19 protein-coding genes and 2 tRNA genes are annotated in these 25,478 nt (G+C 64.6%); 14 read left to right on the top strand and 7 right to left on the bottom strand.

Annotated features, from left to right (window positions below):
• Positions 1–125 precede the first annotated feature (125 nt).
• A complete protein-coding gene (locus AB7E19_RS10565) occupies positions 126–2,042 on the bottom strand; it encodes a transglycosylase SLT domain-containing protein (protein WP_219597001.1) in 1,917 nt (638 codons plus the stop codon).
• A gap of 83 nt (positions 2,043–2,125) precedes the next feature.
• Complete coding sequence (locus AB7E19_RS10560; protein ID WP_322131753.1) at positions 2,126–4,645, bottom strand: bifunctional diguanylate cyclase/phosphodiesterase; 2,520 nt, start codon at positions 4,643–4,645, stop codon at positions 2,126–2,128.
• A gap of 392 nt (positions 4,646–5,037) precedes the next feature.
• Between AB7E19_RS10560 and hpf the strand changes: the two genes are divergently transcribed.
• Positions 5,038–5,370 (top strand): ribosome hibernation-promoting factor, HPF/YfiA family, encoded by a 333-nt coding sequence (gene hpf, locus AB7E19_RS10555; protein WP_010674126.1) that lies wholly within the window; start codon positions 5,038–5,040, stop codon positions 5,368–5,370.
• A 63-nt stretch (positions 5,371–5,433) separates the two neighbouring features.
• On the opposite strand, the gene AB7E19_RS10550 is transcribed toward hpf, so the two are convergent.
• Positions 5,434–5,946: a VC2046/SO_2500 family protein gene (locus AB7E19_RS10550; RefSeq protein ID WP_039038826.1), complete on the bottom strand. Its 513-nt coding sequence runs from the start codon at positions 5,944–5,946 to the stop codon at positions 5,434–5,436.
• A gap of 126 nt (positions 5,947–6,072) precedes the next feature.
• Here AB7E19_RS10550 and AB7E19_RS10545 point away from each other — a divergent pair.
• Positions 6,073–6,157, top strand: a tRNA-Tyr gene (locus tag AB7E19_RS10545).
• 31 nt (positions 6,158–6,188) lie between these two features.
• Positions 6,189–6,273 (top strand) — tRNA-Tyr (locus AB7E19_RS10540).
• A gap of 204 nt (positions 6,274–6,477) precedes the next feature.
• Here the strand turns inward: AB7E19_RS10540 and tamB are convergent.
• Together tamB and tamA are read right to left on the bottom strand one after the other, a co-directional pair.
• The gene (gene tamB / locus AB7E19_RS10535) at positions 6,478–10,251 is read right to left on the bottom strand and encodes an autotransporter assembly complex protein TamB (RefSeq protein ID WP_427935198.1); all 3,774 of its coding nucleotides are present in this window, start codon (positions 10,249–10,251) and stop codon (positions 6,478–6,480) included.
• A 76-nt stretch (positions 10,252–10,327) separates the two neighbouring features.
• On the bottom strand, positions 10,328–12,097 hold the full coding sequence (gene tamA, locus AB7E19_RS10530; RefSeq protein WP_427935196.1) for an autotransporter assembly complex protein TamA: 1,770 nt from the start codon (positions 12,095–12,097) through the stop codon (positions 10,328–10,330).
• Between the two features lie 536 nt (positions 12,098–12,633).
• Between tamA and AB7E19_RS10525 the strand changes: the two genes are divergently transcribed.
• The 10 genes from AB7E19_RS10525 to mltB all read left to right on the top strand — a co-directional run bounded on the left by AB7E19_RS10525 (position 12,634) and on the right by mltB (position 22,210).
• Complete coding sequence (locus AB7E19_RS10525; RefSeq protein WP_043154193.1) at positions 12,634–13,029, top strand: hypothetical protein; 396 nt, start codon at positions 12,634–12,636, stop codon at positions 13,027–13,029.
• Between the two features lie 59 nt (positions 13,030–13,088).
• Entirely contained in the window at positions 13,089–13,367 is a 279-nt protein-coding gene (locus AB7E19_RS10520) for a peptidylprolyl isomerase (protein WP_010674120.1), read from the top strand.
• Between the two features lie 127 nt (positions 13,368–13,494).
• Positions 13,495–14,205, top strand: coding sequence for a DUF1499 domain-containing protein (locus tag AB7E19_RS10515; RefSeq protein WP_102948200.1), 711 nt, complete (start codon positions 13,495–13,497; stop codon positions 14,203–14,205).
• Entirely contained in the window at positions 14,195–14,770 is a 576-nt protein-coding gene (locus tag AB7E19_RS10510; protein ID WP_161469597.1) for a carboxymuconolactone decarboxylase family protein, read from the top strand. The genes AB7E19_RS10515 and AB7E19_RS10510 overlap by 11 nt, the downstream gene beginning before the upstream one ends.
• On the top strand, positions 14,767–16,923 hold the full coding sequence (locus AB7E19_RS10505; protein ID WP_427935193.1) for an FAD-dependent oxidoreductase: 2,157 nt from the start codon (positions 14,767–14,769) through the stop codon (positions 16,921–16,923). Before AB7E19_RS10510 ends, AB7E19_RS10505 begins: the two co-directional genes overlap by 4 nt.
• A 19-nt stretch (positions 16,924–16,942) precedes the next feature.
• Entirely contained in the window at positions 16,943–18,112 is a 1,170-nt protein-coding gene (locus AB7E19_RS10500) for an ABC transporter substrate-binding protein (RefSeq protein WP_202043970.1), read from the top strand.
• Positions 18,113–18,118: 6 nt separating this feature from the next.
• Positions 18,119–19,756 carry an ABC transporter permease gene (locus AB7E19_RS10495; protein ID WP_427935191.1) on the top strand — a complete coding sequence of 546 codons (1,638 nt, stop codon included), beginning with the start codon at positions 18,119–18,121 and terminating at the stop codon, positions 19,754–19,756.
• A 4-nt stretch (positions 19,757–19,760) separates the two neighbouring features.
• On the top strand, positions 19,761–20,423 hold the full coding sequence (locus tag AB7E19_RS10490; RefSeq protein ID WP_427935189.1) for an ATP-binding cassette domain-containing protein: 663 nt from the start codon (positions 19,761–19,763) through the stop codon (positions 20,421–20,423).
• On the top strand, positions 20,416–21,018 hold the full coding sequence (locus AB7E19_RS10485) for a CDP-alcohol phosphatidyltransferase family protein (RefSeq protein WP_427935187.1): 603 nt from the start codon (positions 20,416–20,418) through the stop codon (positions 21,016–21,018). Before AB7E19_RS10490 ends, AB7E19_RS10485 begins: the two co-directional genes overlap by 8 nt.
• Positions 21,019–21,112: 94 nt before the next feature.
• Positions 21,113–22,210 (top strand): lytic murein transglycosylase B, encoded by a 1,098-nt coding sequence (gene mltB / locus AB7E19_RS10480; protein ID WP_213319549.1) that lies wholly within the window; start codon positions 21,113–21,115, stop codon positions 22,208–22,210.
• Between the two features lie 45 nt (positions 22,211–22,255).
• Here mltB and AB7E19_RS10475 read toward each other — a convergent pair whose 3' ends face one another.
• Complete coding sequence (locus AB7E19_RS10475) at positions 22,256–22,738, bottom strand: MarR family winged helix-turn-helix transcriptional regulator (protein ID WP_010674111.1); 483 nt, start codon at positions 22,736–22,738, stop codon at positions 22,256–22,258.
• 94 nt (positions 22,739–22,832) lie between these two features.
• Between AB7E19_RS10475 and AB7E19_RS10470 the strand changes: the two genes are divergently transcribed.
• The gene (locus AB7E19_RS10470; RefSeq protein ID WP_042017343.1) at positions 22,833–23,714 is read left to right on the top strand and encodes a DMT family transporter; all 882 of its coding nucleotides are present in this window, start codon (positions 22,833–22,835) and stop codon (positions 23,712–23,714) included.
• 73 nt (positions 23,715–23,787) lie between these two features.
• Here AB7E19_RS10470 and pgm read toward each other — a convergent pair whose 3' ends face one another.
• Complete coding sequence (pgm, locus tag AB7E19_RS10465) at positions 23,788–25,437, bottom strand: phosphoglucomutase (alpha-D-glucose-1,6-bisphosphate-dependent) (protein WP_427935184.1); 1,650 nt, start codon at positions 25,435–25,437, stop codon at positions 23,788–23,790.
• Positions 25,438–25,478 lie beyond the last annotated feature (41 nt).

The raw sequence follows: 25,478 nt of genomic DNA, 5'->3' as shown, positions 1-25,478 counted from the left end.
AACCTGACAGACCAAGACGCGGCGCCCGATCACCTGGCAGGTTTCCTTTTGTAACAAAGCTTAAGGGATGATAACCATTCTGGGGCAAGAATGGGAGGCAGCCGCGACAACGACTGCCCCCGAACTCAATAGGCGTGATTCAGCTCGCGTTCCGACATGAAACGCAAGGGCTGCTGCAGCTTGTGTTGATAGATGAGATCGAAAGAGAGCACGTTCTGGACATAGTTGCGCGTCTCCCGATAGGGGATGCTTTCCACCCAGACATCCATCGGCTTGTTGTCGCTCTGCTCGCGCCAGCGCTTGACCCGACCAGGACCCGCATTGTAGGCCGCCGCCGCCAGGATCCGGTTGCCGTCATACACATCCAGCAGGCGCTTGAGGTAGGCGCTGCCAAGACGAATGTTCATGGCCGGGTCGAACAGTTGCTGTTCGTTGCGATAGGGCACCCCAAGCTTGCCGGCCGTCTCTTTCGCGGTGGCAGGCATCAGCTGCATCAACCCCCTCGCCCCGACCGGTGACTGGGCCAGGGGATAGAGTGCGCTCTCCTGACGGGAGATGGCGTAGAGCAGACTGGTGTTCATGGTGCGCTCTTGTGCCATCTGGGAGAAGGTGCGCTTGAGGGGCAGTGGGAAGCGCAGGTCCAGCGCATCCCAGGCCTCGGCACGGATGCTGGAGAGAATCGCCAGCTCGTGCCAGCCCTGGTTGAGGGCGATGTGGCCAAACTCCAGGCGCTGGGCCACGCTGTTGCGATCCATGTTGTGGATCCACTCAGAGCGGGCCGCCGTGATCTCGTTCATCGCCAGCAGTTCACGCACCCGCAGCAGGAAGGGCCAGCGGCGGCTGGCACTTTGCCAGTCCGGCACCTTGTGCGCCACGCTCTGGTTCTTCATGCGATAGGGCACACCGGTGCGCTGGGCCGCCATGAAGCCGTAGAAGCCGCGCAGGTTTGCAGTCTCGAGATAGAGATCCCGCGCCGGTTTCTGCCGCCCCTGTTTCTCCAGCGAACGCGCCATCCAGTAACGCCAGCGATCCTCTTTTTGCAGCCCCATGGGCATCCGCTTGACCCAGCCTTCGAGGCCGCGCCAATCCTGCTCCCAGATGGCAAGACGGGCCCGCAGCTCCACCAGCTCCGGATCCTTGAGCCGCACCAGAGCCGTATCCAGCCAGGCGCGCTGGTCAGAAGAGCGGTCCAGCAACAGGCGGCGGGCTGCCGCCTTCTCCACCCGACTCACCTCAGCATGGTTCAGGCCGAAGCGACGGGTCATCTCCCCCAGCTGGCGCAGAACCGCGTCGGGCTCCTGGTTGGCGTAGCGAGCCAGCCCCAGTGAGAGCAGATGCCGCGACGGGGGCGCCGCCGTGAAGTTGGCCGGATTCATCGCCCGCACGGGTTGGTCATACAGGGCGATCATCTGATCGCCATACCCCTTCATGCCGCTGCCGAGCTGGGCCCCGAGGTGGCGAATGAGGTTGGGGTTCTGGGCCTCGAAAGCCAGGTTCATGCGCTCCCAGATCTTCTCCTGAGTGCGCAGACCTGCCTGCTGCCAGAGCTGGAACAGGGGATCGCAGGCATCGGGCCTGGATTGACCGCTCAACCAGAGCTTGCCTGCCTCCTGCAGGGCTTCACTCTTGTGCCCCGTGTAGTAGCGGGCCTGATAGTGCTGACAGAGCAGGTCGGTGGAGCTTGGCTTGGCCGGATAGAAACGCAGGAACTGGGACCACTGCTGGCTCTGGGCAAGATAGGTGAGATAGCTGCGCTCGAGCCGGTTGGACTGGGGGGTGTCCCCGTGCTGGCGGATGAAGCGGGTCACATCGTTGTAGTCTGCCGCCCCGGGACGGAACGCAAGCTGGTAGTAATCCAGATAGGGCAGCAGCGGATAGTGGATCAGGCGTGCCCGAAGCTGGCTGAATTTGACCTGATCATTGGCACGCACGGCCTCATGGGCCTGGCGATAGAGAGACTGCTCCATGGTCTGCGCGAAGGCAGGAGCCAACAGCCCCGGCATCCAGAGCGCAGACAAGATGATTCCCTGCACGACTTTCACGAATGGCATTCTCCCCTTGAAGGCATAACCACCGCCAAAGTGCGGTGGTGACATACCTTCATTCTACCCGCTAAGCACGGGGGCTACGCCACACTATTTTTATCGGTGCAGACGGGGCGATCACCGCGTACCTGGCGGCTGACATAGCGTTCAAGGTAGGGAACAGGGAGCGGCTTGGAGGCGAGGTATCCCTGGAAGAAATGGCAGCCCTGCGCCTGCAGAAACTCCAGTTGCTGGCGGGACTCCACCCCCTCCGCCGTCACGTTGAACCCCATGTGGCGGGCCATGGCGATCACGGCCTCGACGATAGCCATGTTGTCACCATCCTTGGGAATGTCCTGGATGAAAGAGCGGTCGATCTTGAGCTCGTCCGCCGGCAACCGCTTGAGGTAGCTCAGGGAAGAGTACCCCGCCCCGAAGTCGTCGATGGCAAAGCTGATGCCCAGGGTCTTGAGTTCCGCCATCTTGCTGATGGTGTCTTCCGCATGACCCAGCACCACCGACTCGGTGATCTCCAGGTTGAGGCAGGCGGGATCCATGCCGGTGGCCGCCAGCACATCGTGAATGCGATCGACGAAGTCGGGAGCATGGAACTGTTTGGCGCTCACGTTGACCGAGAGCTGGGGGACGTGGATCCCGTTCTCCTCCCAGGAGACGTACTGGGTACAGGCTTCGTGCAATACCCAGTTGCCGATGTCGACAATGAGATCCGTCTCCTCGGCAATGGGGATGAACTCGGCAGGCGACACCAGGGCACGCCCGGGGGGTTGCCAGCGGATCAGCGCCTCGACACCGATGATCTCCCCCCCCGCCACCATGTGCTGGGGCTGGTAGTGGAGAGTCAGTTCCCCATTGTCGAGGGCACTGCGCAGCTCGTTGTGAATGTGCAGACGCCGGTCGGCCTGCAACTGCATGGAGGCATCGAAGAAGCGCCGGGTCTTGCGGCCCGCCGATTTCGCCTGATACATGGCGGTGTCAGCCTGCTTGAGCAGATCCCCCGCCTCCTGCTCCCGACCGGGGAAGAGGGTGATGCCGACACTGGCGCCGATGTGCAGCACCTGGCCTCTGAAATCATAGGGGGCGGCGATCTCCCCGATCAGCCGCTCCGCGATGAGGTCGGCCTGCATCTCCGCCTGGGGCGGGCTGATGGAGAGCGCTGGCAGCAACAACACGAACTCGTCGCCGCCGAGACGGGCCAGACAATCCCCCTGGCGCACCAGCCGCTTGAGACGGCTGGCCACCTCCTTGAGCAGCCAGTCGCCGGTGGCGTGACCCAGGGAATCATTGATGGTCTTGAAGTGGTCGAGATCGATGAACAGCAGGGCCCCGATGAGGTGACTGCGATTTGCATCGGTGAACGCCTGGGCCAGGGTTTCGTGCAGCTGACGGCGATTGGGCAGGCCGGTCAGCTCGTCATAGAAGGCGAGATCCTGGATGCGGCGCTCCGCCGCCTTGCGCTCTGAAATATCCTCGAAGAAGATGACATAGTGGCTGATCCCCCCCTTTTCATCCTGCACCGGCGTGACGATCTCCCACTGGGGATAGGCGTGACCGTCGGCGTGCAGGCGCAGGGTTTCCCCCTGCCATCGATCCAGGGCGTTGAGCTCGTAACCCAGCCCTCCCAACCCCGACCAGAGATCGTTGCCAAGATGCAGACCAATCACCCCCTGGTTGTCAAAGCCGGTGATCTGGCTGAAGGCGTAATTGACCCGCAGGATCTTGAACTCGGGATCCGTGATGATGATCCCTTCGTGAGTTTCAAAGGCCACCGCAGACAGCCGCATCAGGGCATCGCTTTGCAGGCGCTCCAACTCGGCCACCATGCGCACCGAGAAGATGGTCAGGACAGAGTCCAGATCCGTGGTCCGGGTCTGGCTTGGGAACAGCAGGGCGAGATGGCCCAGGATCTGACCGTTACGATCGAGCAGCGGCTGGGCGTAATAGTGCTGGCACGGGGGCAGGTCAGGATACCCGGTCAGGGGTTCACTCACGGGGACAGCGCAGGAGGCCCCCTGGCGATAGAGCTGCTGGCAGGGCATGTCACAGAGAGCATACTCCTTGACGTCGATGCCGTGGCTCGCCAGCACCCTGAGCCTGTCGAGACCGACCCGCTCCGTCAGCCAGACGGCAGTGGCTCCCAGGATATGGGCCAGCTCGTTGACCAGGGTCTGGCAAAAATCGAGCCCCGTCTTGGCGGAGAGCGCCTGCGCCAGCTTGGCCAGCAAGGGGGCCTGCAACATGGGAAGCGGCGGTGTCACGCCTGCGGGGGAGTTGGCGCGATCCATCTCGCGATGCATCATTTCGAGGGGGGCAAGCCAGCCACAACAGAGCCCCTGTGCAGGCACATACTGACCGTACCAGAGCGCATGGTGTACCTTGCCGTCCTCATCGCGCAGGTGACCGATGAACTGGCCAGGCTGGCCGGAATCGTGGAGTCTTGCAAGAAAATCGGCGAAACCCGCTTCATCTTCCCGCTCAAGTTGGGTGGCCCAGGGGTGGGCTCCCTCCCCTGCCCAGGGTTCACAAGAGACATGATCAGACAGGCTCCATTGCCCATGCTGCCGATCATAAAACCACATCATCTGGGTGGCTTGCTGCTTCATCTACGACTCCAACCACTACAACCACGTTATCCACCCCGACTCCTGCAGAAAAGCATATCCGTTTGCGCGCATATCTCCACCGGCGCATGGCAATGATTTTGCGATGCGATGAGGCGATGTGGGTGGAGAAAATTCGAGACTATGCGGCAAAAACCAAACATCGGGTCGACACAAGGCGCTGCCGAGGGGGGACAGAAACGATCCTATTTGCTGATACTGCCTGCCTGTTTCACTGAGCTCAAGCGGTTTTTGGCATGAAACGGGAAAAGCTCACAATTTATGGACAGCGGGATTCCTAAGGGGATTTTTCGTGACGCAGATCACATTTTGATTTGGCAACATGGGTAATCTGGAGGTGAAGACACAAGCAAGACGACCCGAAGGGGGCCATTATGAAAATCGAAATGACCAGTAAAATCATCGACATCACCCCAGCCATCCGCGAGCGCATTGAATCCCGTTTTGAAAAGCTCGAGCGTCTTCAGGTGCCTCTTATCACACCCCATGTGATCATCTCCAAAGAGCGTTTGATGTATATCGTCGAAGCCACTATCGGCATTCCCAACGGCAAACTGTTTGCGCAGGCAGAGCACGAGGATCTCTATGCTGCCATCACGGACCTGGGCCAGAAGCTGGAACGCCAGCTCAACCGTCACACGGAAAAACCCATCGCCCGTCGTGCCGCCGGCAAGGAAGTGCCCCAACCGGACGAAGCAGACGCCTGACAAGGTTCACCACTCATAAAGCAAAAGGCGGGTTATCCCGCCTTTTTGCATTCTACCGTGCCGTCACCCCAGCCAGCGCAGCCTGGCATCCACCCCTTGCGCAAGCTCATCGAGCAGCGGCAGCATCATCAGCGGAGCCTCCTCCCTGGGGTCAGCGCCCATAGGGCGGGCCTGCCATCGCTCGCGACCCAGTGCCGAGAGGTTGTCATACACCGCGGGATCCAGCGCGGGCGTTCGGCTCACCAGTGGCGGGGAGCGCAGCGCCAGCCAGAGTCTCACATCCGTCATGCACCCGCCCTGTTGCAGACGCTCGTTGAGGCTGGTGGCATCGCTCTCTTCCACCCCGCCTTGCAGGGACGCCCGGGGCATCAGACCGAAACGGGAGCGCCAATCCATCTCACCCGACGCAGGCTTGGGCGGGGCATCAAACCAGGGCTGCTCTTCCACTGCATCAGTCAGCAGCGCCAGATGCAGCCTGAAGTCGGCACGGTCCCCCGCACGGAGATCCTGGTTGAGCCGTTGGCCCAACTGGGCCTCATCCACGAGCAAGCGGTCACGAATCGCACTGGGCAGCATGAGATAAATCTTGGAAATGAAGGTTTCATTGCTTATCGGCCATCAACCCGATCCTTTAAGCATTAAAAATCCCGGCAGAGGGGTTCACAAGCGCGACAGATCTGTTAGTATGCGCCTCGCACTTGGGGAGGGGTTCCCGAGCGGCCAAAGGGATCAGACTGTAAATCTGACGGCTCTGCCTTCGAAGGTTCGAATCCTTCTCCCTCCACCATTCAAGTGCGCACAATCAGGTCATGCCCCGTGGAGGGGTTCCCGAGCGGCCAAAGGGATCAGACTGTAAATCTGACGGCTCTGCCTTCGAAGGTTCGAATCCTTCTCCCTCCACCATCTTTCAGAGAACCCGGCCTTGTGCCGGGTTTTCGCTTTTCTGCCTTCCACAAATCCCCTTCTTCTACAAAAAAACGGGAGGACAGGCCTCCCGTCAATATATGCACGCTCTCACCCCGAACCTGCTGGCGACAGCTGTCATCAGCAGGTCGGGCAGGGGGGGATAAGCGTCCCCCCAGGCACCTGTCTTGTCATCCGCCCCCCTTACAGGGTGAAGCGATAGAAGATATCCACCGCCTGGGCCACCCCGCTCATGGCCTGCAGATAGAGCCTTGGCATCAGCTCGTAGCGCAGCTTGAATTCGGCGATGGGGCTGAACACCCCGACCCCGTACTGGAACTGCAAGCCGGGCAGCAGGTAGGCCGACAGGGTCACCTGGGTGTCATCACCACTGCCTGCGGTATCGAGGGCCACGTCGCTCATGCCGAGGGACTCCCCGATGCTGGAGACCACGCCGCTCGCCTGGCTCACGGCCCCCGCCACCAGCAGGCCGTTGAAGCCGCCATCCTCGCCGCTGGTCTGCAATCCCTTGCCCCGCAACAGATAGGAGAGCTGTTCGGACTGCGCCATCTGCGGCTCGGAATAGACGGTGATCTTCGGCTTGGCGGCCGGCCCCGTCACCCGCACCCCGACGGTCACGTTGTCCTCGATGGTGTCCGGATCCCGATAGGTCTCGATGTTGAGATAGGGCTGATCGATGGGGCCGGAGAAGAGGATCCGCCCCTCCTTGATGATGAGGTTCTGGCCATAGGCCTTGAAGCGCCCGTCCCTGAGCTCCAGTTGCCCGTTGCCCGAGAGCGGCTTGGAGGGATCCTGGCGAATGTTGAGGGCCCCTCCCACCTTGGTCTTGAGTCCCATGGCTTCAAGGCGGACGTCGTCCCCGAGCCGGATGGCGAGCCTGATCTCCATGGGCAGCGGTGCCGCCTTGGGGACCGGCGGCAGATCGTCGTAGATGACGGTGACGTCATCGGAGACCGCTACCGCGCTGTCTGGCAGGCTCTTGACCAGGATGCGCGACCAGGGGATGTCCACCTGACCGGTCACCCTGGTCTCCTCCCCGAGAGAGATGGCGATGTCAGGTGTCACCCTGACCCGGCCCATGCCCGGGTACTGGGCCTCCAGCTCCTTGCCCTGAATGGTGAGGCTGCCGGTCACCGGCTGCTGGGCCCAGCTCAGCCAGCCCCCCAGCACCAGGGGGCCCTTGCCCACCATCATGGAGCCGTCGAGTTCGGCCCGGTTGCCTTCTATCTTGAGGCGGGTCACCAGCTTGGAGAGGGTCACCATGTCGGAGTGGGTCTGAACCTCCCCCTCCTTCAGGTTCAGCTCGCCATACAGCAGGGGGGCAGCCAGGGTACCGTCGAAGCGGGCATCCGCCGAGATGACCCCTTGCAGGGAGCGCACTTCGGGTATGAGCGGCGCAAAGGTCGCCAGCTTCAGATCGTCAAACCTGAGTTGACCGCCGAGGTTGCCGCGGCCGGCGGGATCCCGGATCAGCAGATCGGTGTCGATGTTGCCTATCTGCTCGGAGGCGAAATCGACCCGGATGGCAGCCTGCTGGCGCTCGAAGTCGATCCCGAGCTCGAGGCGCTGGTAGTCGGTCTTGAGTTCGTCGGCGACGAAGGTCCCAGGCGTGGTGCGCACGGTGGCGTGCAGGGTCGGCTGGTTGCCGCGCCAGCTGGCGCGCCCGTCGGCCGACAGCACCGCCTGCCAGCGGAAATTGTCCGGCAACCAGGGGCGCAGCCGCTTGAGATCAAATTCGTTCAGGGCAAATTCCAGATTGCCCTGGGACTGGGCTATCCGGCTCCCCTTGACGCAGAGACTGGCCTTCTGGGACGCGAGGCAGAGATCCCCCATGGTCAGCTGCTGTTTCGGCAGATCCAGGTCCAGAGACCAGGGGGCGGTCAGCGTCCAGCGCTTGAGGGGGGTCTTGAGCTTCAGCTCGGCAAGGGTGCCACGCCAGTGGTCACCGCGCAGGCTGCCATTCAGGCTGAGGTCTGCCGCCAGCGGATCCCCCTTCATGGTCAAGGTGAGCCCGTGGCGCTCGAGATCGCCGCTCAGGTTCAGGGCGATTTGCGAGAGCTTGGTCTCCCCCTGCGCCAGGCTCGCCACCGTCACCGCCACCTCACCGGCGGGCTTCTCCCCGACCAGGGCGTTGGCCTTGATGACGGTCTCCTTGAGGACGGTGCCCGCGTAGGCGAGTCGGCCCGACACCAGATCGGCATTCACGCGCGGCGCCTGCTGGTTGCCGGTGACGCGCACCTGGCCCTTGATGTCCCCTCCCAGACCCGGGTAGATACCCCCAAGCTTGGGCGCATCCAGATCCGCATCCAGCTTCCAGGCCTGGGTCGTGAGCGAGCCTTTGGCCTGCAGCCGGTTGGGGCCGCTTTGCAGCGCCAGGGCCGGGATGGTCCATTCCATCTTGTCGTTGCCGCTGAGCCTGCCCTGCAAGGCCAGAGGATACTGGTTGAGCTTGCCATCCACCTTGAGCTCGGGCAGGGCCAGCTGCCAGTGGCCCGCCTCATCCAGATCGAAGCGACTGGTGATCTTGCCCGCCAATGCCCCCTTGATCTCGGGCACCAGCTCCGCCGGGTTGATCCCCTTGAATTCGGTCGTCCCTTGCCACTGGACCCCCTTGCTCCAGGCCAGCTTGCCGTCGAGCTTGAGCTCCCCCTTGAGGGCCCCCAGCAGCAGCTCGATACGGCTCAGCTGGTTGAGATCCCCCTTGCCCGAGAGCGCCACCTTGAAGGGGGGCACATCGGTCCCCTTGCCGGCGGTGTTGAGCGCAAACTGATAACCGGAGAGCTTGCCCTTGGCGCTCAGGGTGCCCTTGTCCAACCGATAGCTGGGCTCATCCTTGGCAGGCTTGTGCAGGGGCCAGGAGAGGCTCTTCCAGTCCAGCGCCAGATCGAAGGGCAGGTCCGGGTCGAGGGCCGCAAGGGATCCTTTGAGATTGGCGCCCACCGGCCCCTTGGCCTTGAGTGCCAGCCCAAGCTTGCCCACAGAACCGTCCAGGACGAGATTGACCTGCTCCCCCTTGAGCTCCCCGTCCAGCAGCCCTTGACGCGCCTTGGCATCCAGAGTCAGGGTGAGGGGGTAATCCTCGTGCAGGCGCACCTGACCACTCAAGGCCAGATCCGCCATGGCATGGCGCAAGGAGAGCTCCCGGATATCGATGCGCTCCTCCTCGGCGGTGGCCGACAGCAACAGGTTGTCTAGCCCCTCCACCAGCTCACCTTGCTGATAACGGAACGCCGTGGCTTTCAGCCCCTCCAGCTGGATGGGGAAAGGCAGTCGCACCGCCGGCAGCACCATGGGCTCGGGCTTGCTTGCGGCCTGCGTCTTGTCACCGGGGACAGCCTTGCGCTCGCCGGCCGCCAGGGTGGCGCTTTTCTCATCCGCCGGTTTGGCGCCCTTGTCACTGGCCGCCTCCACCGGGGACGGTGCCACCACCACGTTCAGGCCATCGAGCACGGGGCCGCGCACGATGAGCCCGGCGCGATCCAGGGCGGCGCCAATGTCCAGATCCTTGAGGGTGATCGTCACGCCGGGCACCGCCACATCGAGATCGGCAACCTTGAGGCTGTCGACCTGGATTTTGAGCGGCAACGGATGCCAGACGAAGGGCTCCGACGGCTCTTCCGGCACCGGCTCGGACTCCGCCACCCGGACCACGGGGCGAGTCACCGCCAGAGACTTGATCCAGAGCTTGCCCTGCAGGAGCTTGCCCAGATCCCAGTCCAGCACGGCCCGCTCCACGGTGACATCCACCAGCTCGTCCTGCCAGCCAACCCCTTCGAAGGTCCAGCCATACCCGAGTTGCCCCGCCACCAGCTCCCCCTTGAGGGAGGGCAGCGCGGCTCTGGCCTGTTGCCACAGCCACTTGTTGCCCTGATGGGTGAAGCCCAGCAGGCTGACGCCGATGAGCAGCAGGAAGAAGAGGCCCATGAGCCACAAGAAAATGCGTTTTACCCAGATCACGATGCAGACCCCTGCAAGGAAAGCAGCCGCAGCGGCCAGAAAAGAGAAAGAAGAGGATATGCGCCTGGTTGCCGGGTCATAGTTCCGGCCCCAGTGCGAAGTGCAGCCGCAGCGGCTTGTCCTCCTCGGAGATGCCCACCGCCAGATCGAGCCTGACCTGACCGATGGGGGTGACCCAGCGCACCCCGACCCCGGTGCCTATCTTCCAGGCCTCGCTGTAGTCGACGGTGGCGGTCCCGGCGTCCACGAACAAGGCACCGAGCCACTTCTCGCTGAAGCGGTAGTTGTACTCCAGGCTGCCGACGCTGGCGTAGCGTCCGCCGGTCAGCTTGCCATCGTCCCCCCGTGGCGAAATGGTCTCGTAACCGTAGCCCCGGACCGTCTGATCGCCGCCGGTGAAGAAGCGCAGGGAGGGGGGGACCAGGGAGAAATCATCCCCGACGATGGCCCCCTGTTCGGCCCGCATCAGGAAACGGTGATCTTCGCCCAGGGTGCGCAGCCACTTGCTGCGCCCCCACACCCGCATGAAGCTGATGTCGGACCCCCAGTAGGGGCTCGAGAACTCCATCGTCAGTTGCTGGCGATCCCCCCAATCCGGCACCAGACCGCCGCGCACCCGCAGCCGTGACCAGGAGACGCCGGGGATCAGCAGCAGGCTGTTCCCCTCGTCCTGACCCTGGACGTAGCGCTCGTTCTCCAGGCGCACAAAGACGTCTCTGTCCCAGCTCTCCGGTCGGCGTGTCCAGCGGTGCACCCCGAAGGTGGCCAGATCGGAGCGGGTGTCGTTGTTGTCGGTGTATTGATAGCCCGCCTGCAGGGAGTAGTAATCCCGCAGCGGGTTGCCCACCGGGATCTGGTAGTCGAAGCTGAGCTCCGCTTCCGGCGCCGAGATCTTGGCGGTGCTGGAGAGGCGGTGACCATAGCGGTTCACCCAGGGTTTCTCCCAGGTGGCACTCAGGCGCGGCCCCACGTCCGTGGCATAACCGATACCGGTCTCAATCTCGTGATCGACCCGGTTGGAGAGGGTCACCTGCACCGGCACCCGGTTGCCCTCGGCCTGGCTGATCAGGGGTTTGATGTCCACCTGCTTGAACAGCTTGGTGGAGGAGACATCCTGGGACATCTCCGCCAGACGGATCGCCAGATAGGGGTCGCCGCTCTTGATGTTGATGAGCGGGCGAATAAGGTGCAGAGCCTCCGGCGTCGCGTCATAGCGGATCTCGCCAAAATGGTAGCGCGGACCAGAGCGAAACAGGATGTAGATCTCCGCCTTGCCCTGTTCCGGGAAAACCTTGACCTGGCTCTTGCTGATCTTGGCGTCAAAATAGCCGCGGGCCAGCCCCAGACTGCCGAGATCCGCCTTGATGGATTCATATTTGCCGTGGTTGAGGGGATCTCCCTCCTTGAGGGGCAGCTTGTCCAGCAGCTCGCTGTACACCTCGTCGCTCCCCGCATCCCCTTCCAGCAGGATGTCGAGGCGCGAGATGATCACGGGTTCCCCCCGCTCAATCTCGATCACCACCTTGGCGGGCGTCTTCTTGTCGCGGTTCAGAGTGATCTTGGGCTGGTAGTAGCCATAGACCTGCAGCGCCTTCTGTACGCTCTCGGTGATCTTGGCGCGGGCGGGGCGGTACTGGCGTTCCTGGTAGACGGGCAGGGCGTTGAGGTAGGCCTCGACGTTGTCTTTCTGCTCTCCCCTGACCCCCTTGATCTGGTAGGTCAACTTGGCCGCCATGGCGGGCATCGCCATCAGCCAGAGAGCGAGCAGCAAGAGACCGGGCCCGGGGCGACGGGATCGCCCGGATGAAGTGCTCCCGGTGAGAAAAGTAGGATAGCATCCTGTCAAACGTCATTTTCCCCGAATAACATGATTTAAAGATTGTGTTATTTAGTACGATACCGAGACTCATCCCGGGCGAGTGCCGCTCATCCTAGCATAATCGCGACGGCGAAATCCCACGCTCGGGGCCCCTTTGCGTGCCGCTCTGCCGCCCCCGGTGCGGGGATCGCTTCGGCCCAGCAAGGAGCCAGCCGGGTGTGAGGAGCCAAACTGCGCACAATCCGGGCAAGGGGCGAACAAAACGCCACCACCGACCCCGCCACGCCGGATCTCCCCTGGCGGCCTTGGGCTGGCAGCAGGGTCCGGCTCGTCGCGACAACCCTTGTCGGACACCCCGCATCCGGCGGGTTTCGTCAACCCGTCCCCCTCGACTTGCTCCGTGCCCTCTTCCCCGCCCTGCCTGCTATTGAACAGGAAAATAAGTTTAAATCAATCACTTGAATAGATGGCACTAAAGCTTCGTTCAATTCAATCGATTTATCCCGCTGCCCCTGCGCTCCTGCCTGTCCCACACTGATCCCAATCATCGCAGGAGAGACCCCATGCACCTACGTAGCGAACAACTGGCTGACTACATCGCCGACCGACTCGAGTTCATCACCTTCCTGGCCTGCTGCAGCGCCCTGCTGGCCTTGCTGACCGGCATGAACGGCCAGCAGGCCCTCGCCTTCACCGCGCTCAATCTGCCCTTTGGCCTGGCCCTGCTGCTGGGCATGGCCCTGCTCGCCCCCCTGTCTGCCCACTGGCGCCTGCCCGGCATAGTCCTGCTGCTGGTGAGCGCAGCTCTGGCCACCCTGCAGATGGGAGGCAACTGGCTCAACCCCCTGGCCATCTGGAGCCTCTATGCCCTGCTGGGGCTGGAGATCCTCTGGCAATCCCGGGCCAGGGTCCCCCTGGCCGCCGGCCCCCGGAGCCGGGTCTCGCGCCCGAGGGGCTGACGCGGAGGCGCAATTGCAGTAATCTTGCGCCCCCTTTCCCCTCGCCGAGGAGCATTCCGATGAAAAAAGCCTGTGCCCAGCACATCCTGGTCAAGACCGAGAAACAGTGTCTGGAAATCAAGGAGAAGCTCGCCAAGGGCGCCGATTTCAGCCAGATGGCCAAGCGTTTCTCCACCTGCCCTTCCGGCAAGCGTGGCGGCGATCTGGGAGAGTTCTCCAAGGGGGACATGGTCAAGTCCTTCGACGATGCCGTGTTCAAGGGGGAGTTGCTGACCGTGCTGGGGCCGGTGCGCACCAAGTTCGGCTTCCACCTCATCAAGGTGCTCTATCGCAGCTGATCCAGGGCGACGAGGCCATCGGTTCTCTGAGCCGCACGCCTGGGATTGATGATCATTTACTAACGTTATCAGGCAATTAAGTTTATCCTTCTGGGCATAGTTCCATCCTGACCCGTGGATCCCTCATATGCACAGCTCTTTGTGGTGGCCGCTGCTGACCTGGCTATTGCCCCTTTGCGGGGCCCTTGGCAGCCGCGCCCATCTCTGGCCCTGGTGGCTCGGCTTCATCCTCTGTCTCGCCAGCGCCCTCCTCAGCCTCGTGCTGCTGCTGCGCCTGCCCTGGCGCTATCGCCGCACCACCAACCTCTGGCCGGATATCTGGGGCATAACTCCCCTGCTGTTGCCCCTGCTGTTTCTCGTCCAGGCGCTGCGCTCCCCCCTCACCAACGACGTCAGCACGGATCCCTACCATCCGCCACGGCTCCAGTGGGCCGAGCAGCTCAGAAGCCCGGAGGATCTCCCGGTCTCCCCCCCGCCCCTGCAAGTATTTCCAGGCAACCCCGGCCCTCTCTATACCCGGGCATCCCCGGTCGAAGTACTCGCGGAAGCCGAGGAACTGATGACGGAGCTGGGCTGGCAGGTTCGCCCGGGCAGCGAGGGTATCGATGCCGTCGTCACCACCGGCTGGTTCGGGTTTCAGGATGACGTGGCCCTGCGGGTCTTTGCCGGGCCCAAAGAGACCCGTATCGACATGCGCTCCGCCTCGCGCCAGGGGCGCAGCGATCTGGGGGTCAACCGGGCACGGATCATCGATTTCCTGAATCGGTTGAACGAGCGCCTGGGCGGGGCCTACAAGCCCAAGATGGAGAAGCTCAAAGAGGAACAAGATGCGCATTGAGGTCAAACCGGACCGGGCCTACGCCTGGTTCATCCGCCCCTTCTTCTGGCTGCAGAAACGCAACTACGGTCAGGTGCTGATCCCGGGCAAGTGCTGGGGGCGCTCCCCCAGGCTGTTCGCCGCGGTCGCCACCCTCTACGGCGTCATCAACCGCAAGCGCTCCCCCATCGACCCCGTGCTGCGCTCCCTGGTGACGGTGCGGGTCTCCCAGCTCAACTGGTGTCGTTTCTGTGTCGACATCAACGCCATGACCCTCGTCAAGCGGGCAGGCTCCAGCGACAAGGTGGAGGCGCTGGCCCGGTGGCGCGACAGCCCCTTGTTCGACGAGCGGGAGCGGGCCGTGCTGGACTATGCCGAGGCCATGACCGGGCTGGATGGCGTGAGCGACGAGCAGGCCGCCCGCCTCAAGCCCTGGTTCGATGACGACGCCCTGGTGGAGCTCACCGGCCTCATCGCCTTCCAGAACATGTCCGCCAAGTTCAATGCCGCTCTCGACATCGCTCCCCAGGGGTTCTGCCAGTTGCCGGTGCAACCCGAGAGCCCCCTCGACAAGGGGCAGGGATGAACAGGGCACGCCTGCTGCTGTTGCTGGCGATGGGGGCCCTGGTCGGCACCTTCTTTGCCCTCGACCTTGACCACTATCTGAGCCTCACCCAGTTGCAGGCTCATCAGGAGCGCCTGGCCCTTTGGGTCGACCGCCATGTTGTCGCAGCCAGCCTGCTGTTTCTGGTGATCTATGTGCTCACCACCGCCCTCTCCCTGCCGGGGGCGGCCCTGCTCACCCTGGCGGGCAGCGCCGTCTTCGGCATCCTGTGGGGGCTCTTGCTGGTCTCCTTTGCCAGCTCCCTCGGCGCCACCCTGGCCTTTCTCAGCGCCCGCTTCCTGCTGCGGGACTGGGTCGAGACACGCTTTGGCGACAAGCTGGCGAGCGTTCAGGCCGGCATGCAAAAGGAGGGGGCCTTCTATCTGCTGAGCCTGCGCCTCATCCCCCTCTTCCCCTTCTTTCTGGTCAACCTGGTGATGGGGCTCACCCCCATCAGAGTCAGCACCTACTACTGGGTCAGCCAGCTCGGCATGCTGCCGGGCACCCTCGTCTACGTGCTGGCGGGAAGCGAGCTGGCTACCCTCACCAGCACAGGCAACCTCTTTTCCCCCGGCCTGCTGGCCGCCCTGACCCTGCTCGGCCTGATGCCCTGGCTGATGCGTGCCTTTCAGCGCCGTCTCGCCCTCTACCGGTTGCACGCCCCCTACCGCAAGCCGGCGCGCTTTGACTACAACCTGCTGGTGATAGGTGCCGGCGCCGGAGGTCTGGTCACCAGCTACATCGCCGCCGCGGTGAAAGCCAGAGTGGCCCTCATCGAGCAGCACAGGATGGGGGGAGATTGCCTCCATACCGGCTGCGTCCCCTCCAAGGCGCTGATCCGAAGCGCCCGCTTCGCCATTGAACAGCGCAAGGCCGGGGAGCTTGGTTTTACCCCGAGCCAGAGCCGCGCCGACTTCGCCGCCGTGATGGCGCGGGTCGCCCGGGTCATCGAGGAGGTCGAACCCCACGACTCGGTGGCGCGCTATGAAGGACTCGGGGTGGAGTGCATCCAGGGGCGGGCGCGGGTCACCTCCCCCTGGGAGGTGGAGGTCAACGGCAAGCGCCTGACCAGCCGTCATATCGTGATCGCCACCGGCGCCCGCCCCCGGGTGCCCGCACTGCCGGGGCTGGACAGGGTTCCCTACCTCACCTCCGACACCCTCTGGCAGCGACTGCGTGAGCCCCCCCGCCATCTGCTGGTGCTGGGAGGGGGCCCCATCGGCTGCGAGCTGGCCCAGAGCCTGGCCCTGCTCGATATCCCCGTCACCCTGGTGGAGCAAGGCCCTCAGCTGCTGCCCCGGGAAGATAGGGACGTCGCCGGGGCCCTGGCCGCGCAGCTGGAGCACGACGGCGTCACCCTGCACCTCGGCTGGCAGGCTACCTCGGCCGAGTATATGGACGGTAAAGGCACCAACCTGCCCATCCGGCTGCACCTGCGCCGGGGGGACGAGACGCTGGTGGTTGAGGGGGACCAGCTGCTGCTGGCCCTTGGCCGGGAGGCCAACGTGGGCGGTTTCGGGCTGGAGGCGCTGGGGGTTGAACTGGCCCCCAGCGGCACCCTGGCCATCGACGGCTTCCTCGCCACCAACTACCCCAGCATCCTGGCGGTGGGGGACGTTGCCGGCCCCTACCAGTTCACCCATTTTGCCGCCCATCAGGCCTGGTATGCCGCCATCAACGCCCTCTTTGGCCAGTTCAGGCGCTTTCGGGCAGACTACAGGGTCATGCCGGCGGCCACCTATACCAGTCCGGAGATAGCCCGGGTCGGCCTCAACCAGAAAGAGGCTCGGGCCCGAGGCATCCCCTTCGAGTCGACCCGCTTCGAGATGGCCGAGCTGGACAGATCCATCGCCGACGGCGAGTCAGGGGGCTTCGTCGAGGTGCTGACTGTGCCGGGCCGTGACAGGATACTCGGGGCCACCATAGTGGGTGCTCACGCCGGCGAGCGGATCGCCGAGTTTGCCCTCGCCATGCGCCACCGCCTGGGACTTGGCAAGATCCTCGCCACCGTTCACCCCTACCCCACCCTGATGGAGGGGAACAAGTACGTGGCTGGCGCCTGGCGCCGTGCCCGCCAGCCCGGGCGCCTGCTGGCGCTGCTGGCCCGTTATCACCGCTGGCGCCGCGGCGCCTGACTCTGACGAGGCAACCATCATGTTCACGACCCGACTTCGCGCCCTGCTCCGTCCCCTGATGGCCGCCGTCCCCCTGCTGCTGGCCTCCCCGCTCCACGCCAATGACGCATCGTGGCAGCAGACCCTGCTGGCCGCCAGGGGGCAGACCGTCTACTTCAACGCCTGGGGGGGCAGCCCCGAGATCAACGCCTACCTGGTGTGGGCCAGGCAGGAGATCGCTCGCCAGTACCAGGTCGAGCTGGTGCAGGTGAAGGTGGATGACATCGCCCAGAGCGTGAGCCAGTTGCTGGCCAACAAGCAGGCTGGCAAGACGTCGAACGGCCCCATCGACCTGCTCTGGGTCAACGGCGAGAACTTCAAGGCGCTCAAGGAGCAGGGGCTGCTGGGGGCCCCCTTTACCGACGAGCTGCCCAACATGGCCCTGGTGGACACCGCCCTGCCGGTGAGTGAAGACTTCACCGTGCCGGTCGAGGGGCTGGAGGCCCCCTGGGGCATAGGCCAGCTCAATCTGATGGTGGATGGCGACCAGGTAGACGCACCTCCCACCTCGGCGGCCGCCCTGCTGGCCTGGGCCAAGTCTCACCCCGGCCGCTTCACCTACCCCAAGCCTCCCCAGTTTCACGGCTCGAGCTTTCTCAAGCAGATCCTGCTGGAGCTGACACCGGATCCGGCGCCCCTCTACCGGGAGGCGACCGATGCCGACTTCCTCCGCGTCACCGCCCCTCTCTGGGCCTGGCTCGACCAGCTTCACCCCGCGCTCTGGCGCAAGGGCAGGCTCTTCCCCACCGGCGCCGCCGAGACCAGGCAGTTGCTCGATGACGGCGAGCTGGCCATGGCCATCAGCTTCAACCCGGGGGAAGCCCAGAGTTCGGTGCAAAACGGCACCCTGCCCCCCACCGTCCAGGCCATCGCCATGGAGAAAGGGGCGCTCACCAACAGCCATTTCCTCGCCATCCCCTTCAATGCCTCCGCCCGGGCCGGGGCCAAGGTGGTGGTCAACTTCCTGCTGAGCCCCGCCGCCCAGGCGCGCAAGAGCGACCCCGCCTTCTGGGGGGATCCCAGCGTGCTGCGCCAGGAGGCGCTGCCAGGCCAGACCCGTCCGGCATTGCGCTTCAAGGGAGTGGCAGAGCCCCACCCCAGCTGGCAGACGCGGCTGGAAGCGGCCTGGGCCGAGCGCTACGGCCACTGATCCATCATGCAGGCGCGCGCCCCTCTTCTCCTCCTGCTGCCCTTTTTGATGCTGGGGATCCCGCTCGCCGGGGGCCTGCTGTTGCTGGTCATCGAGGGGCTCTCCCCCGCCAATCTATCCCTCTTGCTCCCCCAGCCCGGACTCTGGCACTCCGCAGGGTTGAGCCTCTGGGTAGCGGGCACCTCCACCCTGGGGGCCCTCGGCGCCACCGCCCTGCTACTCGCCCAGGGGGACGGGCGTCCCTGGATGCGCTGGCTGCGCCGCCTGCTCTCCCCCCTGCTGGCGCTTCCCCACGTCGCCTTTGCCATCGGCATCGCCTTTCTGATCGCTCCCTCCGGCTGGCTGCTGCGCCTCGTCGCCCCCCTGCTTGACCTCACCCATCAGCCCCCGGACTGGCAGACCCTGAGAGATCCCTGGGGGCTTGGCCTCATCGTGGTGCTCATCCTCAAGGAGACCCCCTTCCTGCTGCTGATGGCGCTGGCGGCACTGGATCCCGCCAAGGTGGCGCGCCAGCAGTGGCTGGGGGCCAGCCTCGGCTTCAGCGCCCCCCGGATCTGGTGGCGCCTGCTGCTGCCCGCCCTCTGGCCCGCCCTGCGACTGCCCCTCTACGCGGTGGCCGCCTATGGTCTGGCGGTGGTGGATCTCGCCCTGCTGCTGGGGCCGGATGCCCCGCCGCCCCTGGCGGTGCGACTCTGGCTCTGGTATCAGGATGCCGACCCCGCCTGGCGCGGCGCCAGTGCCAGCGGCGCCCTCTTGCTGCTCGCCCTCAACCTGCTGCTGCTTGGCGCCCTCAGGCTGCTGGAGCGGGCCCACCTCACCCTCGGCAAGGCACGCTGGCTGGATGGGCGACGCGCCCCCGCCTCGCCCTGGCCCGAACTCATTGCCCGCATCGGCGTGTGGGGGCTGCTCCTGACCAATCTGCTGGTGCTCGCCGCCCTGCTGCTCTGGTCCCTGACCCGGCGCTGGTCCTTTCCCACCCTCTGGCCGAGCGAATGGAGCAGCCACCACTGGCTGGCTCTGCTGCCGAGCCTGGGCCCGCTGCTCTGGCAGAGTCTGTGGCTGGCCCTGCTCTGCGCCGCGCTCTCCCTGCTGCTGGCGGTGCTCTGCCTCGAGGCGTTGCCTGCGCGCCGCGCCACACGCACCCTCTGGCTTGTCTGCCTGCCTCTGCTGCTGCCCCAGGCCAGCCTGCTGTTTGGATTGCGCCTTCAGACCGACGGGCTGGGATTCACTGGCATAGGCCCAGGCTGGGTACTCTGGAGCCAGTTGATCTTCGTCTTTCCATACGTCTATCTCTGCCTGCACGGCCCCTATCGCCAGTTCGACGAGCGCCTCACCCGGGTGGCCCTCACGCTCGGGGCCAGCCCCTGGGGGGCCTGGTGGCGAGTCAAGGGTCCCCTGCTCGCCCGTCCCCTGCTGTTCGCCTTCGGTGTCGGGGCGGCAGTGAGCCTGGCTCAATACCTGCCGACCCTGCTGTTCGGGGGCGGGCGGGTCGTCACCATCACCACGGAGGCGGTGGCCATCGGCAGCGGCCTCAACCGGCGGCTGGCGGGGCTCTACGGCCTGCTGCAACTGCTGCTGCCCCTTTTCATCTATGCCCTGGCGCTCTGGCTGCCGCGGCGCATCAACCCCGCCCTGAGGCCCTGACCCGATGCTGCATACCTCCGCACTCACCCTCTTCCTCGACGGCGCCCCCCTGCTGACGCTCCCTCCCCTCAGGGTGGCCCCGGGCGAGGTGCTCACCCTGATGGGACCGAGCGGCTGTGGCAAGAGCTCCCTGCTGGCGGCCCTGGCGGGAGTGCTGCCACCCGGGGGGCCCATCTGGCTGACCGGGGACATCCTGCTCGGCACACATCGCCTCACCCCGCTGCCCCCCCAGGAGAGGGGGGTCGGCATCCTGTTTCAGGATGACCTGCTGTTTGCCCACCTGACGGTGGCAGAAAATCTGATGTTCGGCATGCCGGCGCATCTCAAGGGGATAGCGGCAAGGCAGACCCGGGCCCGCGAGGCGCTGGCCGAGGTCGGGCTGGAGGCTCAGGCGGACAAGCTGCCCGGGGCGCTCTCCGGCGGCCAGAAAGCCCGCGTCAGCCTGCTGCGTGCCCTGCTGGCCGAGCCCAGGGCATTGCTGCTGGACGAACCCTTCTCCCGCCTCGACAAGCCGCTGCGGGCGGCATTCAGAACCCTGGTGTTCGAGCCCCTGCGCACGCAGGCCATCCCCGCGCTGCTGGTGACCCACGACGAAGAGGATGCGCCGGGCACTATCTTGCAGCTGATCCCCCCAGCCATCCCAGAAGAGGAGCACCACCTTGTTTGATCGCCACCTGATCCCGGTTATCCGCCGCCCCCTCGCCGCGCTTGCCCGCCCCCTGTGCCGGGCCGGGGTGAGCGCCAACCAGGTGAGCCTCGCCGGCTTTCTCATCGGCATGCTGGCGCTGCCGCTGCTGGCCTTTGGCTGCTATCAGTGGGCGTTGGCGGCGATTCTGCTCAACCGGCTGCTGGACGGGCTGGATGGCGCCGTGGCGCGGGAAACGGGCATCACCGACTGCGGCGGGTTTCTCGACATCACGCTGGATTTCATCTTCTACGCCGCCGTGGTGCTGGGCTTTGCCCTCGCCGACCCGGCCAACGCCCTGGCCGCCGCCACCCTGCTGTTCGCCTTCATGGGCACGGGATCGAGCTTTCTGGCCTTTGCCATCATGGCGGGCAAACGGGGCATCGAGAGCCCCGTCTACCACCACAAATCCCTCTACTATCTGGGCGGGCTCACCGAGGGGAGCGAAACCATCACCCTCTTCGTGCTCATGGGCCTCTGGCCCGCCGCCTTCGTGCCACTGGCCTACGGTTTCGCCCTGCTCTGTGCCATCACGACCCTGACCCGGATCTGGAGCGGCTACCACACCCTGCGCTGACGGGATCCCGGGGGGCGCGCCGGCACGGAGCACTTGCGCCTGCACGCCAATGTTTTACCATGACGGCACTCTTTTTCAGGCTCACGAGAACCCTATGCGTCGCCTTGTCTGTGTCCTCTCCCTGTTTCCCCTGATCTACGGCTGCAGCAGCACGCCGGCGCCCAAGCCCGTGGTCAAACCCCAACCCAACAGCGCCTTCATCAACCAGACGCCGCCGAGCAAACCCTTCTACGGACAGGTGAGCCAGCCCGGGGTCAGCAAGGGGGACTTCGCCAATCGTTCCAACGTGGACAACTTCGTGCAGCGGATGGTGCAAAAGCACGGCTTCGACAGCGCCGAGCTGCACCGGGTACTGGCCCAGGCCGAGCGTTATGACTGGATCATCAAGCTGATGGACGCCCAGGCCCCCACCACCAGACCGCCCACCGGCCCGACCGGCGCCTGGAACCGCTACCGCGCCAAATTCATCACCCCGGACAACGTACAGAACGGCGTCAACTTCTGGCGCGAATACGAGAGTGAACTCAACCGGGCGCAGCAGATCTACGGGGTGCCACCCGAGATCATCGTCGGCATCATCGGGGTGGAGACCCGCTGGGGTCGGGTGATGGGCAAGACCCGCATTCTCGACGCCCTGGCGACCCTGGCATTTGACTACCCGCGCCGCGCCGACTTCTTCACCGGCGAGCTGGAAGCCTTCCTGGTGATGACCCGGGATGAAGGGATGGATCCCACCGAACCCAAGGGCTCCTATGCCGGGGCCATGGGCTACGGCCAGTTCATGCCGTCGAGTTTTCGCAACTACGCGGTGGACTTCAACGGCAACGGCCACACCAACCTGTGGGATCCGGTGGATGCCATCGGCAGCGTGGCCAACTACTTCAAGGCCCACGGCTGGGAGAAAGGGCAGCCGGTGGCAGTACGCGGCCAGGGACAGCTGCCGGGCTATGAGCACGGCTTCCAGACCCGCTACCCGGTGGTCACCCTGCGCGGAGCCGGGCTGGCTCCCACCGGCTCCCTTGGCAATCACAAGGAGGCGAGCCTGCTGCGTCTGGATGTCGGCACCGGTTACCAGTACTGGTACGGCTTGCCGAACTTCTACGCCATCACCCGCTACAACCACAGCACCCACTACGCCATGGCGGTATGGCAGCTTGGCCTTGCCGTCAGGGATGCCAGAGGCGGCTACTGAGTCAGCCTCAATGCCAACAAAAACGGGCCAGATGGGCCCGTTTTGCTATTCGTTCTCCAGCAACCAGCGCTTGAGCAGGGCGGCCAGCTGCTCCTGTTCGACCAGGCTCAATGGGGCCAGCAGGCGGCGCTCGTTTGCCACGTGCTGCTCCACCGCATGGTCAACCAGCTCCCGCCCCGGCTCCGTCAGGCAGACCAGCAGGCTGCGCCTGTCATCGGGGGAGGCTTCACGTCTTATCAGGCCACGCTGCTCCAGCTTGTCGAGCCGGGCTGTCATGGCCCCTGAACTCAGCATGGCGGACTGGTAGAGCGCGGTCGGAGTCAGCGGCTCACCGGCCCGACGCAGGGTCGCCAGGATATCGAAATCAGACCCCAGCAGACCGCACTCCTTGAGGGTCTCGCTCACTTCGCGCCCGGCGATCGCCGCCATGCGCGCCACCCGCCCCAGCACCCCCATGGGGGAGCAGTCGAGGTCCGGGCGCTGCCGGGCCCACTGGGCCAGCAGCTGATCTACATGATCACTCTCCATTCGGGCTCCATTATATTTACATGAAGATACTTGATAATAAACCAACTCGCGGCTAATGTATCTTTACTTAAAGATACTTTGTTACGAGATAACCATGCCGCTGCTGATCGCCCTGCTCGCCCCCCTGCTCTGGGGCAGCACCTATGCCGTCGTCAGTCTCTACCTGACCGACTACTCCCCCTACTGGGTGGCCGTGTGGCGCGCCCTCCCCGCCGGGGTGCTGCTGCTGTTGCTCCATCCCCGCAGACCGCCTCTCGTCTGGAGCAGGCAGTTCCTGCTGGCGTTTTGCAACATCACCGCCTTCTTCGCCCTGCTGTTCGTGGCGGCGTTCCGCCTGCCCGGCGCCGTGGCGGGTACGTTGGGAGCGACGCTGCCCCTCATCTTGATGGGGCTGGCCTGGCTGCAAGACGGTGTCAGACCGACGATCAAGTGGCTGTTGCTGGGGGTGATGGGGCTCGTCGGGGTGCTCTTGTTGCTCAATCCCTCTGCCAATCTGGATCCCGTCGGCGTGGCGTGCGCCCTGCTCGCCACCCTGCTCATCGGCCAGTCGAGCCGCTGGATGCAACGCTGGCCGGTGGACGATCTGCTGGCCCTGACCGCCTGGCAGCTGCTGCTGGGCGGCCTGATGCTGATCCCGCTGGCATGGTGGCTGGCCGGCCCCATGCCGCTGCCCCGGGCTGATGCCACTCCCGGGCTTATCTGGCTGGTGATCCTCAATACGGCCCTGGCCTACTGGGCCTGGCTCTGGGGACTCAAACGCCATGGCCCGGAGGTGATGGGGATGCTGGCCCTCACCAATCCCATGGTGGCGGTCTCCTGCGGTGTGCTGATGGTGGGAGAAACCCTGGATGGCCGTCAGTGGCTCGGCATCGGCATCATTCTGCTCTCTCTCTTCCTGATGAAGCTGCCGGCCCGCTCCTTCCTCAAGCGCTGGCAGAACCGCAAGGCCGCCACCGGCAGCGTCGACAACGGCTGATCCGCAGTCAACCCGACACAAAAAAAGAGGAGCCACCAGGGCTCCTCTTTCACATGGGTTGTTGCAGTAAGGGTCAGACCCCGGCTTTGGCCAGGGCGGCGGAGACGATCTGCTGGGCTTCCTGCTGGATGAGGTCCAGGTGCGCCTCCCCCTTGAAGCTCTCCATATAGATCTTGTAGATGGACTCGGTACCGGAGGGGCGCGCCGCGAACCAGCCATTCTCGGTCACCACTTTCAGGCCGCCGATGGCGGCATCGTTGCCAGGCGCCTTGGTCAGCTTGGCGAGGATGGGCTCACCAGCCAGGGTGGAGGCTTCCACCAGGGCCGGATCCAGCTTGGAGAGCACCGCCTTCTGGGCGCTGTTGGCCGGAGCATCGATGCGGCGGTAGCTGGAGCGGCCGAATCTGGCTTCGAGCGCATCGTAGTGGGCCTGGGGATCCTTGCCGGTCACCGCCAGGATCTCGGCCGCCAGCAGCGCCAGAATGAAGCCATCCTTGTCGGTGGTCCAGACGGTACCGTCCTTGCGCAGGAAGGAGGCACCCGCGCTCTCCTCGCCGCCAAAGCCGAACTCGCCGCTGTAGAGACCGTCCACGAACCACTTGAAGCCGACCGGCACCTCTTTGAGGGTGCGACCGATCTCGCCGGCCACCCGGTCGATCATGGAAGAGGAGACCAGCGTCTTGCCGACGGCCGCCCCCTTGGGCCAGCCGGTTCTGTGGGTGAACAGATACTGGATGGCCACCGCCAGATAGTGGTTCGGATTCATCAGGCCCGCCTTGGTGACGATGCCGTGACGGTCGTAGTCAGGGTCATTGCCAAGGGCGATGTCGAACTTGTCTTTCAGGGCAATCAGGCTCGCCATCGCGAACGGGCTGGAACAGTCCATCCGGATCTTGCCGTCTTTGTCCAGGGTCATGAAGGAGAAGGTCGGGTCGACCTTGTAGTTCACCACCTCGATGTCCAGACCGTAGCGCCTGGCGATGACGTCCCAGTAGGCGACGCCGGAGCCACCCAGCGGATCCACGCCGATCTTGATGCCAGCCTGCTTGATGGCGGCCAGATCCAGCACGTTCTCGAGATCATCCACATAAGGGGTGACATAGTCGTGTTCCACCACGAGCGGGCTCTTGAGAGCCTCGGCAAACGGCATCCGCTTCACGCCGGCCAGGCTCGCTTCCAGGATAGCGTTGGCGCGGTCTTCCACCCACTTGGTGATCTCCCCCTCGGCAGGACCGCCGTGGGGCGGGTTGTATTTGAAGCCACCGTCTTCCGGCGGGTTGTGGGACGGGGTGATCACCACGCCGTCCGCCTGCGCCACGGGTTTGCCTACGTTGTGGCGCAGGATGGCATGGGAGATGACCGGGGTCGGCGTGAAGCCGAGGCCGGCCTGAATGCGGGTCTCGACACCGTTGGCCGCCAGCACTTCCACCGCGCTGGCAAAGGCGGATTCAGACAGGGCATGGGTATCCATGCCGACGAACAGCGGCCCCGTGATACCGGCCTGCTGGCGGTACTCCACCAGCGCCTGGGTCACCGCCAGAATGTGGGATTCGGTGAAGGCGCTGTGCAGGGCGCTGCCGCGGTGACCGGAGGTGCCGAAGGCGACCCGCTGCTCAGGGCGGCTCATGTCCGGCTTGTTGAGGTAGTAGGCGCTGACCAGACGGGGAATGTTGGTCAGATCGCAAAGACGAGCCGGCTGACCGGCGTGGGAATGCTGTGCCATGGCGTTTTCCTTGAGCTGAGCCTTGCCCGGCAAGGCCTGAA

The sequence above is a fragment of the Aeromonas sp. genome, assembly GCF_050252055.1.
Taxonomy (GTDB): Bacteria; Pseudomonadota; Gammaproteobacteria; order Enterobacterales; family Aeromonadaceae; genus Aeromonas; species Aeromonas caviae.
Note: the sequence above shows the minus strand (reverse complement) of the source record. Positions and strands in the feature narration are given on the sequence as shown.

Bases quoted from the DNA above. Each gene is read 5' to 3' on its own strand.
- AB7E19_RS10560 (WP_322131753.1), bottom strand. From the start codon at position 4,645: ATGAAGCAGCAAGCCACCCAGATGATGTGGTTTTATGATCGGCAGCAT.
- hpf (WP_010674126.1), top strand. From the start codon at position 5,038: ATGAAAATCGAAATGACCAGTAAAATCATCGACATCACCCCAGCCATC.
- AB7E19_RS10550 (WP_039038826.1), bottom strand. From the start codon at position 5,946: ATGCTGCCCAGTGCGATTCGTGACCGCTTGCTCGTGGATGAGGCCCAG.
- AB7E19_RS10525 (WP_043154193.1), top strand. From the start codon at position 12,634: ATGCACCTACGTAGCGAACAACTGGCTGACTACATCGCCGACCGACTC.
- AB7E19_RS10520 (WP_010674120.1), top strand. From the start codon at position 13,089: ATGAAAAAAGCCTGTGCCCAGCACATCCTGGTCAAGACCGAGAAACAG.
- AB7E19_RS10515 (WP_102948200.1), top strand. From the start codon at position 13,495: ATGCACAGCTCTTTGTGGTGGCCGCTGCTGACCTGGCTATTGCCCCTT.
- AB7E19_RS10510 (WP_161469597.1), top strand. From the start codon at position 14,195: ATGCGCATTGAGGTCAAACCGGACCGGGCCTACGCCTGGTTCATCCGC.
- AB7E19_RS10505 (WP_427935193.1), top strand. From the start codon at position 14,767: ATGAACAGGGCACGCCTGCTGCTGTTGCTGGCGATGGGGGCCCTGGTC.
- AB7E19_RS10500 (WP_202043970.1), top strand. From the start codon at position 16,943: ATGTTCACGACCCGACTTCGCGCCCTGCTCCGTCCCCTGATGGCCGCC.
- AB7E19_RS10495 (WP_427935191.1), top strand. From the start codon at position 18,119: ATGCAGGCGCGCGCCCCTCTTCTCCTCCTGCTGCCCTTTTTGATGCTG.
- AB7E19_RS10490 (WP_427935189.1), top strand. From the start codon at position 19,761: ATGCTGCATACCTCCGCACTCACCCTCTTCCTCGACGGCGCCCCCCTG.
- mltB (WP_213319549.1), top strand. From the start codon at position 21,113: ATGCGTCGCCTTGTCTGTGTCCTCTCCCTGTTTCCCCTGATCTACGGC.
- AB7E19_RS10475 (WP_010674111.1), bottom strand. From the start codon at position 22,738: ATGGAGAGTGATCATGTAGATCAGCTGCTGGCCCAGTGGGCCCGGCAG.
- AB7E19_RS10470 (WP_042017343.1), top strand. From the start codon at position 22,833: ATGCCGCTGCTGATCGCCCTGCTCGCCCCCCTGCTCTGGGGCAGCACC.
- pgm (WP_427935184.1), bottom strand. From the start codon at position 25,437: ATGGCACAGCATTCCCACGCCGGTCAGCCGGCTCGTCTTTGCGATCTG.